The sequence below is a fragment of the Mesorhizobium sp. M0960 genome (assembly GCF_040319055.1).
GTDB lineage: Bacteria > Pseudomonadota > Alphaproteobacteria > Rhizobiales > Rhizobiaceae > Mesorhizobium.
On sequence record NZ_JAMYNN010000004.1, the window covers coordinates 283,956 to 298,811 of the forward strand.

The window sequence follows — 14,856 nt, forward strand, 5'->3', positions numbered from 1 at the left end:
TGCGCTCCTGCATCGCCCGCGCCTGGCTGCTTGCAGGCCGTTGCGCAGGGAAGGGTGTTGATGGGATCGATCAGCCTGCAGAAGGTCGGCAAGCTCTATGGCGCCGTTTCGGCGGTCCATGGCGTCGACCTTGAGGTCGAGGACGGCGAGTTCGTCGTCTTCGTCGGCCCGTCCGGCTGCGGCAAGTCGACATTGTTGCGCATGATCGCTGGGCTGGAATCCATCACCACCGGCAAGATCAGCATCAATGGCAAGGTGATGAACGAGGTGTCGCCGCGCGATCGCGACATTGCCATGGTCTTCCAGAACTATGCGCTCTATCCGCAAATGACGGTGCGCGAGAACATCGCCTTCGCGCTGCAGTTGCGTAAATTTGCCAAGGCCGAGATCGACCGCCGCGTCAGCGAAGCGGCGCGAATTCTCGACCTCGCCGATCTGCTTGACCGTAAGCCGCGCGAGCTCTCCGGCGGCCAGCGGCAGCGTGTCGCCATGGGCCGCGCCATTGTGCGCGATCCGGAGGCCTTTTTGCTCGACGAGCCGCTCTCCAATCTTGACGCGAAATTGCGCGTCCAGCTACGCGCCGAGCTCAGCCGCCTGCATGTGCGGCTCGGCGTCACCACAATCCATGTCACCCACGACCAGGTCGAAGCGATGACGCTCGGCAGCCGCGTCGCCGTCTTTTCGCGCGGCGCGCTGCAGCAGTACGACACGCCGCACGCGCTCTATCACGCGCCGTCCAACATTTTCGTTGCCGGTTTCATCGGCAGCCCGGCGATGAATTTCCTTGAGGCAACTGTAGTCGATGCCGGGCGCGGCAAGATGGTCGTGTCCATCGGCGACGGTCGGCTGGTTGTGACACCGAAGTCGGATGCCCACGACCTTCCGGCCGGCAGAACATTGCTGGTCGGCCTCCGGCCGGAGCACCTGTCATGGCGGCCTGCAGGCGAAGCTTCGGCCAGCGGGGGGGCAGCAAGCCGTCTGGCCGCCCGTGTCGAGCTGGTCGAACAGCTCGAACCTGAATCCTTCATCGCGGTGGCTCCAGCCAATCCCCAGGTCGTCATCCGCACCGCTGATGATTATTCGATCGGCACTCCCGCCGATCCGGCCGAGCTGGTGCGCCGGGATGCCCGCCTGATCGTGCTTCGCGTCAGCGCCGACAAGGTGCCGCGCCGCGACACGATGCTGGAACTCGTCATCGATGGTAGCCGCGCGCATCTCTTCGACGGCACCACGGGCAAGGCGCTGTGATGAGAACGCGTGCCGCCTCGAATTTCACCGAAGTCTTTGCGCTCGATCTTGGCGGGGGTCTTGTCGTCTGGCAACGAAGAAGTGGGTGTTTTCAAGCGCCCATCCGCCGCGAAGCCTGGCTGCCAGCCGGCGGACTTCCTTCAACCCTCGGCTTGCAGACGGAGAACTGACGATGCGTTCCACACTCAAGATGCCCAAGGTCGGCGATGCCGTCGATGAAGTCGTCATCAGCGAAATCCAGGCCAGCATCGGTGCCAAGATCACCGAGGGGCAAACCCTGTTCACGGTGGAGACCGACAAAACCCAGGTCGAGGTTCCCGCACCCTTCGCCGGAACCGTCATCGAGATATTGATCGCTGTCGGCGATGACGTGAGGACCGGCGCCCCGACCCTGGTGCTCGAGGTCTGACATGCCGAGGGTTCATTCGGCCCGCGACGAAAGGTTTGGCTCGTATCTCGACGACTACGAGATCGGCGACGTGTTCAAGCACTGGCCGGGCAAGACCGTTACCGAGGCCGATGACCACCTCTTTTGCCTGCTGACCATGGCGGCCAGCCCGCTCCACATCGACCGCCATTTCGCCGAGACCGAAATGGCGCAAGGCCGCAATGTCGTCGTCGGCACCTATGTCTACTCGCTGCTTCTCGGCATGAGCGTACCCGACATTTCCGGACGCGCGGTCGCCAATCTCGGCCTTAGCGAGCTGCGCCATCTCGCTCCGTTGTTCCATGGCGATACGCTCTATGGCGAGACCGAAATACTGGCGCAGCGTCCATCCGCCTCCAGGCAGGGCGAGGGGGTTTTGACCGTTCGCACGGATGGGTTCAACCAGGACCGGCTCAAAGTCTGCACATTCACGCGCTCGGTCCTGCTGCCGCTGCGCCCCGGGAAGGACGCGTGATGGACAAGCCGGCTCCGCCAGCGACCAAGACCGTGCCGAAGGCCGAAGCGTCGGGGCCGCTCGACGGCGTCCGCGTCATCGAGCTGGCCACCGTCGTAGCCGGGCCGGGTGCCGGCCGTTATCTTGCTGATTTCGGCGCGGAGGTCATCAAGGTCGAGGGGCCGGATGGCGATCCGACCCGCCGCATGGGGTGGACCGGTCCGGGGGAAACGGATTCCTATTTCTGGAAACTGGTCAACCGAAACAAGCAGGTCATTGCGCTCGACCTCAAGACCGATACCGGCAAGGAAAATCTCTGGTCGCTGCTGCTCGACGCCAACGTACTGATCGAGAACATGCGGCCGGGCAAGCTCGAGGCGCTGGGTTTTGCGCCGGACGAACTGCTGCGCCGCAATCCCAGGCTGGTGATCCTGCGCATCACCGGTTTCGGCCAGGATGGTCCCTATGCCATGCATCCGGGCTTCGCCACGATTGCCGAGGCGATGAGTGGGTTTTCCGGGCTCCTCGGCGAGGCCGGGGGCCCGCCGCTGCTGCCGCCGATCGCCATGACCGACGAAGTCACCGCCCTTGTCGGCGCCTTTGCGGCGCTGGCGGCGCTGCGTCATGCCGAGCGGACAGGCGAAGGCCAGACAGTCGACGTCAATCTGCTCAACTCGATGTTCCAGATCATGGGGCCGTTACCGTCCGCCTATGCCCATCTCGGCTATCTGCAGCCGCGGCTCGGCTCCGGCATCCCCTACACCGTCCCGCGCGGCACCTATCGCTGCGCCGATGGCGTGTGGGTGGCGATTTCGAGCTCGTCCGATTCCGTCGCCCGCCGCGTCCTGGCCTTGATCGGTCACGGTGACGATCCCCGCTTTGCCGGCTTCCAGGCCCGCAGCCAGAACCGCGAGGCATTGGAGGCCTATGTCGCCGCCTGGGTCGCCGGCCGGCCATCCGAGGAGGTGCTGCGCGAGTTCCGCCGCGTCGATGCGGCAATCGCCAAGGTCCTCGACATGAGGGACATCTTTGACGACGAGCATTTCCGCGCCCGCGGTATGATCGCCGAAGTGGACGGCGTGGTGATGCAGAATGTCGTTGCCGGCATGTCGAAGACACCCGGCCGCCTGCGTCATCAGGGCCGTCCGTTCGACGCCGATACCGAGGCGGTGCTCGCCCGCTTCGCTGGGGGTCGGGGAGCCGCAAAGAAGCCGACGCAGAAGACCTGAACCACTTCAGTCCGGCGCGAGATTTCGGCGCAGCAATTTGCCGTTGGCGCTGCGCGGCAGGCTCGGCACGAAGAACACCTGTTTCGGCCGTTTGTAGGCGGCGAGCCTTTGCCCCGCCAGGGCGACGATATCTTCGGCGCTGACGCTGACGCCTGCCTTGCGCACGACATAGGCCGCGATGACCGAGACATCGTCGCGCACCCGGTGTTCGGCAACGGCGATCTCGGCGACGCCGGGGCAGGGCGCAAGCGCTGGCTCGACTTCCAGCGGCGAGACGCGGAAGTCGCCAGCATTCATCATGTCGCGTTCGATTTTCAGTTTCGCGACATGGAAAACCCGGATTCTGGCGGCGACAATACGCGACGTGGCGCGCGTTTCCGGCGTGTCCGTCGGAACCGTTTCACGGAGCTTGAACGCGCCTGAGACTGTCAGGCCGGACACGTTGGGGAAGGTACGCGCGGCAATCCAGTCGCTCGGCTTCCAGCCCGATTCGCGCGCCCAGAACATGCGCCGTCGAAACACCATGACGGTTGGTTTCGTCATCGACGACATTGCCAATCCCTGGCATGCCAGTTGCTTCAAGGCGGTGGACGCGGAAATGCGCCAGCGCGGCTATTCGCTTTACCTGATGAGCACCAACGGCCGCGCCACCATGCTGCAGCATGGGCGGGCCGACGGCATGATCATGACCATCAACAACGAACAGGATGCGCGCACCATCAAGCGCTTAAAGGAGTTACGGATTCCATCGGTACTGCTCGATCGCGACATTCCGCTCGAGATCGACGCGGTGCTGACCGAGCACGCCACCGGGTTGCGGCAGGCGACAAGCTATCTGATCGAACTCGGGCACCGTCGCATTGCCATCATCACGGCCGGCAGCGACATCAGGCCGGGCCGTGAACGGGTGCGCGGCTTCGTCGAGGCGTTCCAGCGCAGCGGCCTGCCGGTGCCGCAGGACCTGATCCGCTCGCAAAGCCTCTGGGTGGACTTCGGTTTCCGCAAGGCCACCGCCCTGTTGCAGATGGAGGAGCGTCCAACCGTCATCATCGCCGCCGGCAACCGCATTCTGGTCGGCTTGCTGCGCGCCATCCAGCAGCAAGGCGTTTCGGTCCCGGGCGATATCTCGCTGATTGGCTGCGACAGGTCGGACGTCGCGCTGCTTTATCCCGGCCCGATCACGCTCATCGACCGGGCCGTCGAGGAGATCGGCCGCACCGCGGCACAGCTTCTGCTGGAGCGGCTCGGCGGCCAGCGCGAGCGGCCGGCGCAACGCATCGCCTTTCCGACCCATCTGATCCTCGGCGGCTCCTGCTTGCCCGTCCCGAAATAGAGGCGGTTCACGGCCTGGTTACTGCCGAATTGGATCGTTCTCTATTCAGATCAGGTCGGCTCTGGCGAGGTCGCGCATCAGATGGCTGGCGCCATAGGTCCAGTGCGGGCAGTCGGGTGACAGCCGCACGCGGTTGACCAAGGCGCCGAACTTCTCCGACGAGATGGTGACGATGTCGCCGATCTTGTGGGTAAAACCCTTGCCTTTTTCGCCGCGATCCTTCGACGGCACGAACATCGTGCCGAGATAGAGCGCGAGCCCGTCCGGGTACTGGTGGTGCGGCCCCATCGCGGCGGCGACCAACTCTTCCGGCGAACGGCTGATCTCGGCCATCGAACTGGCGCCCTCCAGCGAGAACCCGTCCTCGCCCTCGACCTTCAGCCGTACGACCGCCTTCTTCACGTCGCCGATGGAAAATGTCTCGTCGAACAGCCGGATAAAGGGGCCAAGTGCTGCCGAAGCGTTGTTGTCCTTGGCTTTGCCGAGCAGGAGCGCCGAGCGTCCCTCGACGTCGCGCAGATTGACGTCGTTGCCGATCGTCGCCCCGACAATCCTGCCGCTGCTGGCGGCAATCATGGCGATCTCCGGCTCCGGATTGTTCCATGTCGAAACCGGATGCAGGCCAACATCGGCGCCGAAGCCGACCGAGGCCATCGGCTGGCATTTGGTGAAGATCTCGGCATCGGGCCCGATGCCGACTTCCAGATATTGCGACCAGGCGCCGCGCGCGATCAGCTTGGCCTTGATCTCCATCGCTTCCGGCGAGCCGGGTTTGAGCTTCGACAGATCGTGGCCGATCAGCCCGGCGATGTCGGCTCGAATGGCGTCGGCCTTCTCCGCCGAGCCGCGCGCCTGTTCCTCGATGACGCGCTCGAGCAGGCTGACGACAAAGGTAACGCCAGACGCCTTGATCGCCTGCAGGTCGACGGGGGACAGCAGGTACGGCGTTCCCGGATCGCGCGCTGTCTCGAAACTGTTGGCGGCAATGGCTTCGAGCGGGCCGATCGGCCGCCCCTTGGCCGAGCGGACGTGTCCTGCCGGATCCGGCAATTCGCAAATGTCGCGTACGGTCGGTGCCACATTTGACGTGATGTCGAAGACCGTGCCGTCGCGCACCGTGACCACCAGCGGATGGGAAGCATCGCTCGTCCGGGCGCGGCCTACGAAGAGGCCCTCGGCGGGCAAATGTGTGGCGTTCGTCATGACTTGCGTTTCCTGTTGTCTTGTCCTTTGGCCGCGGCACTTTCAACAAATTCCCGCCAAACGTCTATCCCGCTTCCAGGGTGAGCTTTGTCAATTCTTTCCAGCGGTCTTCGCATCGCTGGACCTTGATCGAGCCTGACGTGCGCCCATGGCCATGGAAAACGCTCTTTCAAAATAATGAAACCGTCGCTAGGGTTTTCACTTACTGAAATCTCCAGGTGACGCTTGCGCTTACGGTTTTCCGATCCAATCTGGCAAAAGCCGCGGACAGCAACCGCGTTCCAGTCGCTTTTTCCAGCCGGCCGACGCGTCGATGTCGTCATCGTCGGCGGCGGCATCATGGGGCTGTCGACGGCCTTGCACGCCGCCCGGCTCGGTCTTGCCGTCCAGGTGCTGGACGCCGGCGAAATCGGCAATGGCGCATCCGGCCTGAACGGCGGTCAGGTCATTCCCGGCCTGAAATACGATCCGGACTGGCTGCTGGAGCATTTTGGTCTGGAGCGCGGCGAAGCGCTCGTCAACTTTGCCGCCTCGACCGCTGACACCGTCTTCGAATTGATCCGCGACGAAGGACTGGCGGTGCCGTTCGTCCGTAATGGCTGGATCCAGGCGGCGCATACCGGGACCGCGCTAAAAGCGGCGGCAAACCGGGATCGGCAGTGGCGCGCCCGCGGCGCCGATGTCCGGCTGCTGAGCGCGACGGAGATTGCGACGATGACCGGCGCGCAAGGCTATCTCGGCGGCTGGCTCGATCGCCGCGCCGGTGTCATCGATCCGCTCGCCTACACGTCGGAACTGGCGCGCGTCGCTGCCGCGGCGGGCGTGAAGATCGCCGAACGCCAGAACGTGATGCAGATCAGCAAGGGTGCTGGCATTTGGCACGTTTCGGCGGAAAGCGGCGCCGAACTGAAGGCCAAGGCGGTCGTTCTGGCGACCAACGCCTATACCGGCGGCCTGCTTCCGGGCCTCGCCGAGACGATCGTTCCGCTGCATTCCTTCCAGATCGCGACAGCGCCGCTATCGTCCAATCTCGCCGCGGCGATCCTGCCGGAAGGGCAGCCGGTTTCGGATTCGCGCCGCATCCTCGTCTATTACCGCAAGAGTGCCGACGGCCGGCTGGTGCTCGGCGGGCGCGGCCGCATGGCTTTGCCGAACGGCCCGGCCGACTGGGCGCATCTTGAACGCGCGCTGCTGCGGCTTTATCCGGCGCTGTCAGACATTGCCATTGAAAAGCGGTGGTTCGGCCGGGTGGCAATGACGCCGGACCATCTCCCGCATATCCACGAGCCAGAGAAGGGTCTGCTGGCGGTCGTCGGCTGCCAGGGCCGCGGCATCGGCCTGATGACCGCGCTTGGCGAGCGCATCGCCTCCTATCTGTCGAGCGGCGACACCAGGCAATTGCCGTTCCCGATATCGCCGATCCGGCCGATCCCTTTTCACGCGTTTCGGCAGGTCGGCGTTGCCGCGACCATCGCCTGGTACCGGATGCTGGACGCGTTCGAACGCTGACTTTCATTCCCCAGCGTGAAACAGCTTGACAGTTTCACCAATATGAAAAAAGCTTAGTCGATTTCAAATTTCGACGGACAGTCAATGTCGACCATTGCCGCAACGCAGCCGCTGCCGGAAACCCGGTCTTCGCCAGGCTTCCGTTTCGCTATGCTGCTGCCCGGCGGGCTGGTCACCTTTCTGCTGATCCTTTTCGCCCTTGGCTTGGTGTTCTTCCTTGCCTTCCGCGGCAATGACGGCTCGCTGCTGGGGGCTGGTTTTACCCTTGCGAATTTCGTCACTGTGGCCACCGATCCACTGTACTGGACGGTGACGCTGCGCTCGCTGGGCATCGCCGGCCTGGTCACGCTCGCAACCGTCGTCACCGCCTATCCCGTCGCCTATTATCTGGCTTTCCATGCCGGGCGGCAGCGTGGGCTGCTGCTGTTCCTGCTGACCCTGCCGTTCTGGACCAGCTATCTCCTGCGCGTCTTCGCCTGGAAGATCGTGCTTGCCTATAATGGCGTGCTGAACTCGGCGCTGATTGAAAGCGGCATCTGGTCGGAGCCGACATTGGCGTTCTTGAATACGCCGGCAGCAGTCGTCGTCACGCTCGCCCACGCTTATGCGCCATTCGCTATCCTGCCCATCTACGTGGCGCTGGACACGATCCCGAAATCGCTGCTCGAAGCCGCTTCCGATCTCGGCGCAAAACCGTTCACCAGCTTCCGCCGCGTCGTGCTGCCCAATTCGATGCCCGGCGTGCTGGCTGCGGCCCTCGTCGTTTTTGTGCCGACCGTCGGCGACTACGTCACCCCGGCGCTGGTCGGCGGCCCTGCCAGCACGATGATCGGCACACTGATCCAGGCCGAGTTCGGCAAGGCCAATGACTGGCCGTTCGGCGCCGCACTCGCCGTCGCCGTCATGCTTGTCATTCTCGCCGTGGTGCTGGTGGTGCGCTTCGCCGACCGCCGATACCGCAGCCGCACATGAACACAGCGCGTATCGATGCAAGGCAGGGCGGCGGCTGGCTCGGTGCCTATGTCCTTGCCTATCTGGTGTTCCTGTATTTGCCGATATTGCTGATCCCGCTGTTTTCCTTCAACAATTCCGTCCAGGCGGCATTTCCCCTGCAAGGCTTTACGCTTGAATGGTACGGCACGCTGTTAGGCAATTCGGCGCTGTCCGGTGCGCTCGCCAACAGCCTCGTCATCGGCGCCATTGCCGCCACCGGCGCCACGCTCTGTGGCATCACGGTGTCCTACATGGACCTCTACGGACGCTCGCCGCTGGCCGCCACCATCAGTGCCATAGCGCGGCTGCCGATCCTGATCCCAGGCGTCATCGTCGGCATATCGCTGCTCATCCTCGTCAACCTCGCCGGCTTTGGGCCGTCGCGCATTGCCATTGTGCTCGGCCACATATTGGTGGCGCTGCCGGCGACGGTGGTGGTCATGCGCAGCCGCTTCGCCGCCATCCCGAAGACCATCCGTGAGGCAGCGCTCGACCTCGGCGCCTCCGACTGGACGACCTTCAGGCGGGTGATGCTGCCACTCAGCCTGCCCGCCATTATCTCGGCGTTCATGCTGGCCTTCCTGACCTCGTTCGACGAGTTCATCGTCGCCTTCTTCCTTGCCGGTACCGAGCCGACGCTGCCGCTTTATATCTGGAGCCAGCTGCGCTTCCCGAAATCGCTGCCGACCGTCATGGCGCTGGGCACGGCGATCTTGGCCGTGTCCTTCGTCACCGCCGCACTCGCCGAAATCCTGCGCCATCGCGGGCTTGCCGCCGCTCAGCGGCCAGCGACCGCCAGCCTGTCAAAACCAGAAGAAACCGAAAGAGGAGAACTGCAATGGCATTCGACCTGAAATCGATAACGACAAAGACAGCGAAAACCGGACTGGCCGCCTTCGCGCTGGCGCTTGCGTCGACTGTCGCTTTTGCCGGCGACAAGCTGCAATATTTCACCTGGTCGGGCTATGAGCTGCCCGACTTCAACAAGAGCTTCCTCGCCGCGCACCCGGATGGTGTCGAAGCCTCGATGTTCGGCGACGACGATGACGCTTTCACCAAGGTCAAGGCCGGCTTCCGCCCCGATGTCGCGCACCCATGCTATGACAAGGTGGCGCGCTGGAACAAGGAAGGCCTGCTGCAGCCGATCGACACCAAGCGCATCAAGAACTGGGATTCGATCTTCCCGGTCTTCAAGAACCTGCCCGACCTGCAGGCCGGCGACGGCAAGGTCTGGATGGTGCCGTGGGACTGGGGCAACACCTCGATTCTCTACCGCACCGATCTGGTGAAGAACCCGGAAGCGAGCTGGAACCTGCTCTGGGACAAGCAATATGCCGGGCGCATGGCGACCATCGATGCCGTCCACGACACTCCGGTGGTGGCGGCCCTTCTTGCCGGCGTCAATCCATTCGACATGACGGCGGAACAGATGGACAAGGTTGCGGAGAAACTGCGCGAGCAGCGCCCGCTGCTCTCAAACTACACCACAGACATGACATCGGTCGAACAGGCGCTGGCCAGCGGCCAGCTGGTCGCCGCCATGACCTGGAATGCCTCGGCCACGTCGCTGAAGAAGCAAGGCGTGCCTGTCGAGTTCATGAAGCCGAAGGAAGGCATGCTTACCTGGGCTTGCGGTTTCGTCATGCTCAAGGACGCCAAGAACGTCGACCTCGCCTATGACTTCATCAACAGCCGGCTGGAAACGGACTCGGGCAAATACCTGATCCAGGCCTATGGCTATGGCAGCTCGACCAGCTCGGCTTTCGCTGCCGTGCCGAAGGAGGAGCTGGAGAAATTGCAGCTGCCGTCCGATCCGGAAGTGATGTTGAAGACCACCATCTTCACCGGGCCGATGAAACAGAATGATGAACTCGCCAAGATGTTCGAGAAGGTCAAGGCGGGCGGCTGAGCCTGCTTCTTCCTTCTCCCGCAAGGGGAAGGGAAAGCGTTGGCAAAAAGGACGAATGGATGGACATGCTGGACGAAGCGGCTGAGAAGCCGAAGGACGACGCCGACGTCAGGGTCGGCCGGCGCGTGCGGGCGCTCAGGCTGGAGCGTAATCTCTCGCTGGCCGAACTTGCAGCCAAAGCCGGCGTCTCGATCGGAGCGCTGAGCCAGATCGAGCGCGGCATGTCGTCATTGCGGGTCCGAGTGATCTGGCCGCTCGCCGCCGCCCTCGACATCGAGCCGTCCGCGCTGATCGCCGACGGCAACGACGCCGGCAACGATCTTTATTGTGTGCGCGCCAACAGCCGGCGTCAGATCCCGGTCAAGTCGGAAGGCATCGCCAAGTCGCTGCTGTCGCCGCCGGCTGCTGCGCTGACCGGCATGCTGGTGACGGTGGAGGCCGGTGGCGGCACCGCCGAAGCCTACGCCCATGCCGGCCATGAATTCGGGTTCGTCCTTTCGGGCGAGGTCGAGCTGGTGGTCGATTCGACCAGATACGGCCTGAAGGCCGGCGACAGCTTCGCCTTCAAGAGCACCTTGCTGCATGCTTTCCGCAATCCGGGCAGCGAGCGCTGCCAGATCCTGTGGGTCAACACGACCAAGCCGTCCGAGGTTCGCGATGGCACCTGATCCACTCGTCCGGCTGGACAAGGTCTCCAAGATATTCCCCGGCAGCATCGTCGGGCTCGATGCCGTCGATCTCGATATTTCGCGCGGCGAGTTCCTGACCCTGCTCGGACCATCCGGCTGCGGCAAGACCACCAGCCTGCGGGTCATCGCCGGCTTCGAAAGCCCGTCGAGCGGCAAGGTTCTGCTCGAAGGCCGCGACATCAGTGCGCTCAGGCCCTTCGACCGTCCGGTCAATACCGTATTCCAGGACTACGCGCTGTTCCCGCACATGAACGTCGCCGAAAATGTCGGCTTCGGCTTGTCGCTGCGCAAGCTCTCCGGTGCCGAACAGGCAAAGCGCGTCGGCGCAGCGCTCGACATGGTCGGCCTTGCTGAAAAGCTCGGCGCCCGCGTGTCCGAATTGTCGGGTGGCCAGCGCCAGCGCGTCGCGCTTGCCCGCGCCATCGTCTGCGAACCGCGCGTGCTGCTGCTCGACGAGCCGTTGTCGGCGCTCGATGCGCATCTGCGCGAACAGATGCAGGTCGAATTGAAGCGACTGCAGTCGCGCCTCGGCACCACTTTCGTCATGGTCACGCACGACCAGACCGAGGCGCTGTCGATCTCTGATCGCATCGTCGTCATGAACAAAGGCCGCATCGAGCAGATTGCGCCGCCGGCGACCCTCTACGACCGGCCCGCCACCAAATTCGTTGCCAGCTTCATCGGCACGATGAACCTTCTGCAGTCGCGCTTCGTCGGCCGTGACGGCGAGCGCTTGCGGTTCGCCGCCGGCGCCCTGCCGCTGGAAGCGGTTTCGGAGACGGGCGAACTGCCTGGCGAGGGCACGGTGCGCACCATCGGCGTGCGTCCAGAGGATTTTTTGGCGACGACCGAAGCGGCGGCCGGCACTGTACCGGTGCGGGTGAACAGCATCGTCTTCCACGGCCGCACCTTGCGCCTTCATGCGGAGCTGGGGCAGGGGACACAGGTGGTGATCGACGCGCCGCGCCGGGCGGAGGGTTTTCAATTCAGCGTCGGCGACGTGGCGCATATCAGCCTGCGCCGTGGCGCCAACTGCCCTATGCTGTCCAGCTAGGCAACGGCCGCGAATACGCCGACCGGGCGATCCACGATTTCCTCGAGATCAAGGGCATCATCGGCGACAGCGCCTGAGCCATCAACATACGGCCGACCGAAATGTGGTTGCGAGCGTTGGTGCTGCCAGTACCGGCGCTCGTATCATTTTCGTTTGATTTGTTCCCTTTTTGTTCTATTCTGCTTGGCTGGGCGGGAATGGCTTTGAGAGGAGCAATGAACATGAATGAGCTGCCCGCATTCAGGATCACCGAAAACGGCCAAGCCGTGTTCAACTGGCAGGAGCTGGATCGGCGCTGGAATGACCGGCTGTTCTTCGCCATTCTTCTTGAAAGTACGATCGCCGTGCCGCTTGCACGCCGGGCCGCCGTCTGGCGGCGAGAATCGGGATTGCGAGGGCAAGTGTTTCCGGCGGAACGCCTGCACATCTCGCTTATTGGGCTCGGCGACTATGATGGACTGCCGGAGGAATTGGTCAAAATCGCCCGCCACGTCGCCTCGATGGTCCAGGCGAAACCGTTTGAGGTGTCGTTCGATCGGTTGTCGGCTTTCGGCGGCGGTGCGTTGGTGCTGCGTGGCAGCGACGGCGTCCCGCCGCTGCAAGCGTTCTTACCGCCCTGATCGCCGACAGCCCGCTGAAGCCCTTTGTGGGGAGCTCCTTTGAACCTCATGTTACATTGCTTCGTGACAAATTGCGGGTTCAAAGGGTTCGAGAACGGGCGATCGAACCCATCAGCTGGACCGTACGTGACTTTGTGCTCATCCGCAGTCTGATCCGGCAAGGCCGGTACGAAGAGCTCGGGCGCTGGCGGTTGAACGGCCACGACGATTCCGTGGCCGCAATGTGAGCCAAGCCAGGGTCCCCTCAGATCGTCTTGACGTAGCCCGCCAACTGATCCGCCACCGTGCCCCAGCCGTCGTAAAAGCCCATCTCCTCGTGGCTGTTGCGCGTGGCTTCGTCGCGGTGGATAGCGGTCGCGGTGTAGCGCGTCGCCTCGCCCTGCGATTGCAGCGATATGACGGCTGTGATGAATGGGTCGCCTGACGGCCGGTAGCCGGGCAGCAGCGCATCGGTCCACACCAGCCGCTCGTTCTGGACGATCTCGAGGTAGCAGCAACGCCTGTCGTTGACCTCCTTGCCGTCGGGCGACTGCATGCGGGTGCGGAACAGACCGCCGGGCCGCAGGTCGATCTCGCAATCGGTGATGATCCACGGCTTCGGCGTGAACCATTGGCGGACATGCTCGGGCTTCGTCAAGGCCGTCCACAGCAGTTCTCGTGGCGCCTCGATCGTCCGTTCGAGCACGAGGTCGAGCTTCGGATCGGGTTGAAAAAACGCGACCATATTCATCTGTCTGTCTCCTTGAGTTTCAGCACGTAGTCGTCGAACTGGTCGAGACGGCGCTCCCACAGCTCACGCTGCTCGGCCAGCCAGCTTTCCGCGAGCTTCAGCGGCTCCGGCGCAAGCCGGTAGGTCCTGACGCGGCCGGCCTTCTCCGAACGCACCAGCCCGCAGCCTTCCAAAACCCTGAGATGCTCGATGAAGGATGGCAGGGCCATCTCGAACGGCTGGGCAAGCTCGCTGACCGAGGCGGGGCTTCGGTTCAGCCGCTCGACCACGCGCCGCCGGGTCGGATCGGCGAGCGCACGGAAAATGCCGTCGATCGGTGGGGGGCTTTCGGTCTGCAGGCTCGTCATGGTCATTTCCTTGCCTCGGCCATTCCGCGTGACCAAAATTAGCTCGGGACAATAGTTAGGAAAATTCCTTACTATTGGCAAGCGCAAAAATCACGGATGCCTGGCAAGGCAGCTGGAAAAGTGAGAGGCACGGTTTTAGGGTGCCATCAGATTCGACCGATCCGAGGAAGCGTTTTGACGATCACCATGTACGGCATCACCAATTGCGATACGGTCAAGAAGGCGCGTTCCTGGCTGGCGAGCCATGATGTTGCCTATCGCTTTCACGATTACAGGGCAGACGGGCTTGACGCGGATCGGCTGAACGGCTGGTCAGGCAAGGTCGGCTGGGAAATCCTGCTCAACAAGGCGAGCACGACGTTTCGCGAACTGTCGGAGGAGGACAGACTGGGTCTGGACGAGAACAAGGCCAAGGCGCTGATGCTGGCCAAACCGACGATGATAAAGCGACCGGTGCTGGAACTTGGCGACAGGGTTCTCGTTGGCTTCAAGCCTGATGTTTATCAGCAGGCGGTGAGTGGGAAATAGGACCGACCCGCCGCGATCCGTCGCGCCCCCTCTGTCCTGCCGGACATCTCCCACTCTAGTGGGGTGATTGGATGTCACTTCGGCGTTCGCTAGTCTCCAAAGAAGGGCGCTTTCGGCGAAGCTGCCAATCTCCCCCCCTTGGGGGCCCACGAGGGGGAGATGTCCGGCAGGACAGAGAGGGGTGCTGTCCCGCCGGCGTGACTAATTGTTCTCACGCAAATAGCTAGCCAGTGCCACCGCATTGTTGTGCGCCTCGTCATGGGCGCCGTAGAGCAGCGTCACCTTGCCTTCACGGAGCAAGGCGCGCAGTTCCGCCACCGCCTCGCCGTTCCGTTCAAGCTCATCGCGGTATCGCCGCTGGAACTCCGCCCAGCGCGCCGGCTCATGGCCGAACCATTTGCGCAACGCGTCGCTTGGCGCGATGTCCTTTAGCCAGGCCGTCAGCGCCGCGTCCTGCTTGGCGATGCCGCGCGGCCATATGCGATCGACGAGCACCCGCTGCCCGTCATCGGGCGCCGGCGGCTCATAGATGCGCTTGACCGCGAGCTCCATTGCCAACTCCGCATGGGCCAGCAGGCGCCGA

General features: G+C 63.5%; 18 protein-coding genes and 1 pseudogene. 14 read left to right on the top strand and 5 right to left on the bottom strand.

The genetic code is table 11. The annotated features are described in order from the left end of the window. The first annotated feature begins 60 nt into the window (after positions 1–60). The 4 genes from NKH63_RS12070 (at position 61) to NKH63_RS12085 (ending at position 3,358) form a co-directional block, all read left to right on the top strand. Positions 61–1,248: an ABC transporter ATP-binding protein gene (locus NKH63_RS12070; RefSeq protein WP_352917905.1), complete on the top strand. Its 1,188-nt coding sequence runs from the start codon at positions 61–63 to the stop codon at positions 1,246–1,248. 172 nt (positions 1,249–1,420) lie between these two features. After that, on the top strand, positions 1,421–1,657 hold the full coding sequence (locus tag NKH63_RS12075; RefSeq protein WP_023716824.1) for a biotin/lipoyl-containing protein: 237 nt from the start codon (positions 1,421–1,423) through the stop codon (positions 1,655–1,657). A gap of 1 nt (position 1,658) precedes the next feature. After that, positions 1,659–2,150, top strand: a complete 492-nt coding sequence (locus NKH63_RS12080) for a MaoC family dehydratase (protein WP_023716825.1) — start codon at positions 1,659–1,661, stop codon at positions 2,148–2,150. Then, entirely contained in the window at positions 2,150–3,358 is a 1,209-nt protein-coding gene (locus tag NKH63_RS12085; protein ID WP_352917906.1) for a CaiB/BaiF CoA transferase family protein, read from the top strand. The genes NKH63_RS12080 and NKH63_RS12085 overlap by 1 nt, the downstream gene beginning before the upstream one ends. A gap of 6 nt (positions 3,359–3,364) precedes the next feature. On the opposite strand, the gene NKH63_RS12090 is transcribed toward NKH63_RS12085, so the two are convergent. After that, positions 3,365–3,658 (bottom strand): AMP-binding enzyme, encoded by a 294-nt coding sequence (locus NKH63_RS12090; RefSeq protein WP_352917907.1) that lies wholly within the window; start codon positions 3,656–3,658, stop codon positions 3,365–3,367. Here NKH63_RS12090 and NKH63_RS12095 point away from each other — a divergent pair. Next, positions 3,657–3,788: pseudogene (locus NKH63_RS12095) on the top strand (LacI family DNA-binding transcriptional regulator); the annotation flags it as partial. The gene NKH63_RS12090 and the pseudogene NKH63_RS12095 overlap by 2 nt on opposite strands. A gap of 93 nt (positions 3,789–3,881) precedes the next feature. Then, positions 3,882–4,691 carry a substrate-binding domain-containing protein gene (locus tag NKH63_RS12100; protein ID WP_352917922.1) on the top strand — a complete coding sequence of 270 codons (810 nt, stop codon included), beginning with the start codon at positions 3,882–3,884 and terminating at the stop codon, positions 4,689–4,691. A gap of 45 nt (positions 4,692–4,736) precedes the next feature. On the opposite strand, the gene NKH63_RS12105 is transcribed toward NKH63_RS12100, so the two are convergent. After that, entirely contained in the window at positions 4,737–5,894 is a 1,158-nt protein-coding gene (locus NKH63_RS12105; RefSeq protein ID WP_352917908.1) for a fumarylacetoacetate hydrolase family protein, read from the bottom strand. Between the two features lie 225 nt (positions 5,895–6,119). On the opposite strand from NKH63_RS12105, the gene NKH63_RS12110 reads away from it, so the two are divergent. From NKH63_RS12110 to NKH63_RS12140, 7 genes are all read left to right on the top strand, one after another. After that, a complete protein-coding gene (locus NKH63_RS12110) occupies positions 6,120–7,403 on the top strand; it encodes an NAD(P)/FAD-dependent oxidoreductase (RefSeq protein ID WP_023716831.1) in 1,284 nt (427 codons plus the stop codon). An 84-nt stretch (positions 7,404–7,487) separates the two neighbouring features. Then, entirely contained in the window at positions 7,488–8,375 is an 888-nt protein-coding gene (locus tag NKH63_RS12115; RefSeq protein ID WP_352917909.1) for an ABC transporter permease, read from the top strand. Next, positions 8,372–9,250, top strand: a complete 879-nt coding sequence (locus tag NKH63_RS12120) for an ABC transporter permease (RefSeq protein ID WP_023716833.1) — start codon at positions 8,372–8,374, stop codon at positions 9,248–9,250. The genes NKH63_RS12115 and NKH63_RS12120 overlap by 4 nt, the downstream gene beginning before the upstream one ends. Continuing rightward, the gene (locus NKH63_RS12125; protein WP_352484080.1) at positions 9,235–10,305 is read left to right on the top strand and encodes an ABC transporter substrate-binding protein; all 1,071 of its coding nucleotides are present in this window, start codon (positions 9,235–9,237) and stop codon (positions 10,303–10,305) included. Before NKH63_RS12120 ends, NKH63_RS12125 begins: the two co-directional genes overlap by 16 nt. Before the next feature lie 59 nt (positions 10,306–10,364). Further along, on the top strand, positions 10,365–10,973 hold the full coding sequence (locus NKH63_RS12130; RefSeq protein ID WP_023716835.1) for a cupin domain-containing protein: 609 nt from the start codon (positions 10,365–10,367) through the stop codon (positions 10,971–10,973). Then, positions 10,963–12,048, top strand: a complete 1,086-nt coding sequence (locus NKH63_RS12135) for an ABC transporter ATP-binding protein (RefSeq protein WP_023716836.1) — start codon at positions 10,963–10,965, stop codon at positions 12,046–12,048. The genes NKH63_RS12130 and NKH63_RS12135 overlap by 11 nt, the downstream gene beginning before the upstream one ends. A 119-nt stretch (positions 12,049–12,167) precedes the next feature. Next, positions 12,168–12,668 carry a 2'-5' RNA ligase family protein gene (locus NKH63_RS12140; RefSeq protein ID WP_352917923.1) on the top strand — a complete coding sequence of 167 codons (501 nt, stop codon included), beginning with the start codon at positions 12,168–12,170 and terminating at the stop codon, positions 12,666–12,668. 244 nt (positions 12,669–12,912) lie between these two features. Here NKH63_RS12140 and NKH63_RS12145 read toward each other — a convergent pair whose 3' ends face one another. Together NKH63_RS12145 and NKH63_RS12150 are read right to left on the bottom strand one after the other, a co-directional pair. After that, complete coding sequence (locus tag NKH63_RS12145; protein ID WP_023716838.1) at positions 12,913–13,392, bottom strand: SRPBCC family protein; 480 nt, start codon at positions 13,390–13,392, stop codon at positions 12,913–12,915. Between the two features lie 2 nt (positions 13,393–13,394). Beyond that, positions 13,395–13,745: an ArsR/SmtB family transcription factor gene (locus tag NKH63_RS12150; RefSeq protein WP_031193345.1), complete on the bottom strand. Its 351-nt coding sequence runs from the start codon at positions 13,743–13,745 to the stop codon at positions 13,395–13,397. 174 nt (positions 13,746–13,919) lie between these two features. Here NKH63_RS12150 and NKH63_RS12155 point away from each other — a divergent pair, with 174 nt between their 5' ends. Further along, complete coding sequence (locus NKH63_RS12155; protein ID WP_023716840.1) at positions 13,920–14,273, top strand: ArsC family reductase; 354 nt, start codon at positions 13,920–13,922, stop codon at positions 14,271–14,273. 201 nt (positions 14,274–14,474) lie between these two features. On the opposite strand, the gene NKH63_RS12160 is transcribed toward NKH63_RS12155, so the two are convergent. Beyond that, the gene (locus NKH63_RS12160) at positions 14,475–14,831 is read right to left on the bottom strand and encodes a DUF488 domain-containing protein (RefSeq protein ID WP_023716841.1); all 357 of its coding nucleotides are present in this window, start codon (positions 14,829–14,831) and stop codon (positions 14,475–14,477) included. Between the last annotated feature and the right edge of the window lie 25 nt (positions 14,832–14,856).

Excerpts from the sequence above, each read along its gene's own strand:
- NKH63_RS12070 (WP_352917905.1), top strand. The coding sequence starts at position 61 with ATGGGATCGATCAGCCTGCAGAAGGTCGGCAAGCTCTATGGCGCCGTT.
- NKH63_RS12085 (WP_352917906.1), top strand. The coding sequence starts at position 2,150 with ATGGACAAGCCGGCTCCGCCAGCGACCAAGACCGTGCCGAAGGCCGAA.
- NKH63_RS12125 (WP_352484080.1), top strand. The coding sequence starts at position 9,235 with ATGGCATTCGACCTGAAATCGATAACGACAAAGACAGCGAAAACCGGA.
- NKH63_RS12120 (WP_023716833.1), top strand. The coding sequence starts at position 8,372 with ATGAACACAGCGCGTATCGATGCAAGGCAGGGCGGCGGCTGGCTCGGT.
- NKH63_RS12100 (WP_352917922.1), top strand. The coding sequence starts at position 3,882 with ATGACGGTTGGTTTCGTCATCGACGACATTGCCAATCCCTGGCATGCC.
- NKH63_RS12115 (WP_352917909.1), top strand. The coding sequence starts at position 7,488 with ATGTCGACCATTGCCGCAACGCAGCCGCTGCCGGAAACCCGGTCTTCG.
- NKH63_RS12080 (WP_023716825.1), top strand. The coding sequence starts at position 1,659 with ATGCCGAGGGTTCATTCGGCCCGCGACGAAAGGTTTGGCTCGTATCTC.
- NKH63_RS12090 (WP_352917907.1), bottom strand. The coding sequence starts at position 3,658 with ATGATGAATGCTGGCGACTTCCGCGTCTCGCCGCTGGAAGTCGAGCCA.
- NKH63_RS12150 (WP_031193345.1), bottom strand. The coding sequence starts at position 13,745 with ATGACGAGCCTGCAGACCGAAAGCCCCCCACCGATCGACGGCATTTTC.
- NKH63_RS12075 (WP_023716824.1), top strand. The coding sequence starts at position 1,421 with ATGCGTTCCACACTCAAGATGCCCAAGGTCGGCGATGCCGTCGATGAA.
- NKH63_RS12130 (WP_023716835.1), top strand. The coding sequence starts at position 10,365 with ATGGACATGCTGGACGAAGCGGCTGAGAAGCCGAAGGACGACGCCGAC.
- NKH63_RS12145 (WP_023716838.1), bottom strand. The coding sequence starts at position 13,392 with ATGGTCGCGTTTTTTCAACCCGATCCGAAGCTCGACCTCGTGCTCGAA.
- NKH63_RS12105 (WP_352917908.1), bottom strand. The coding sequence starts at position 5,894 with ATGACGAACGCCACACATTTGCCCGCCGAGGGCCTCTTCGTAGGCCGC.
- NKH63_RS12135 (WP_023716836.1), top strand. The coding sequence starts at position 10,963 with ATGGCACCTGATCCACTCGTCCGGCTGGACAAGGTCTCCAAGATATTC.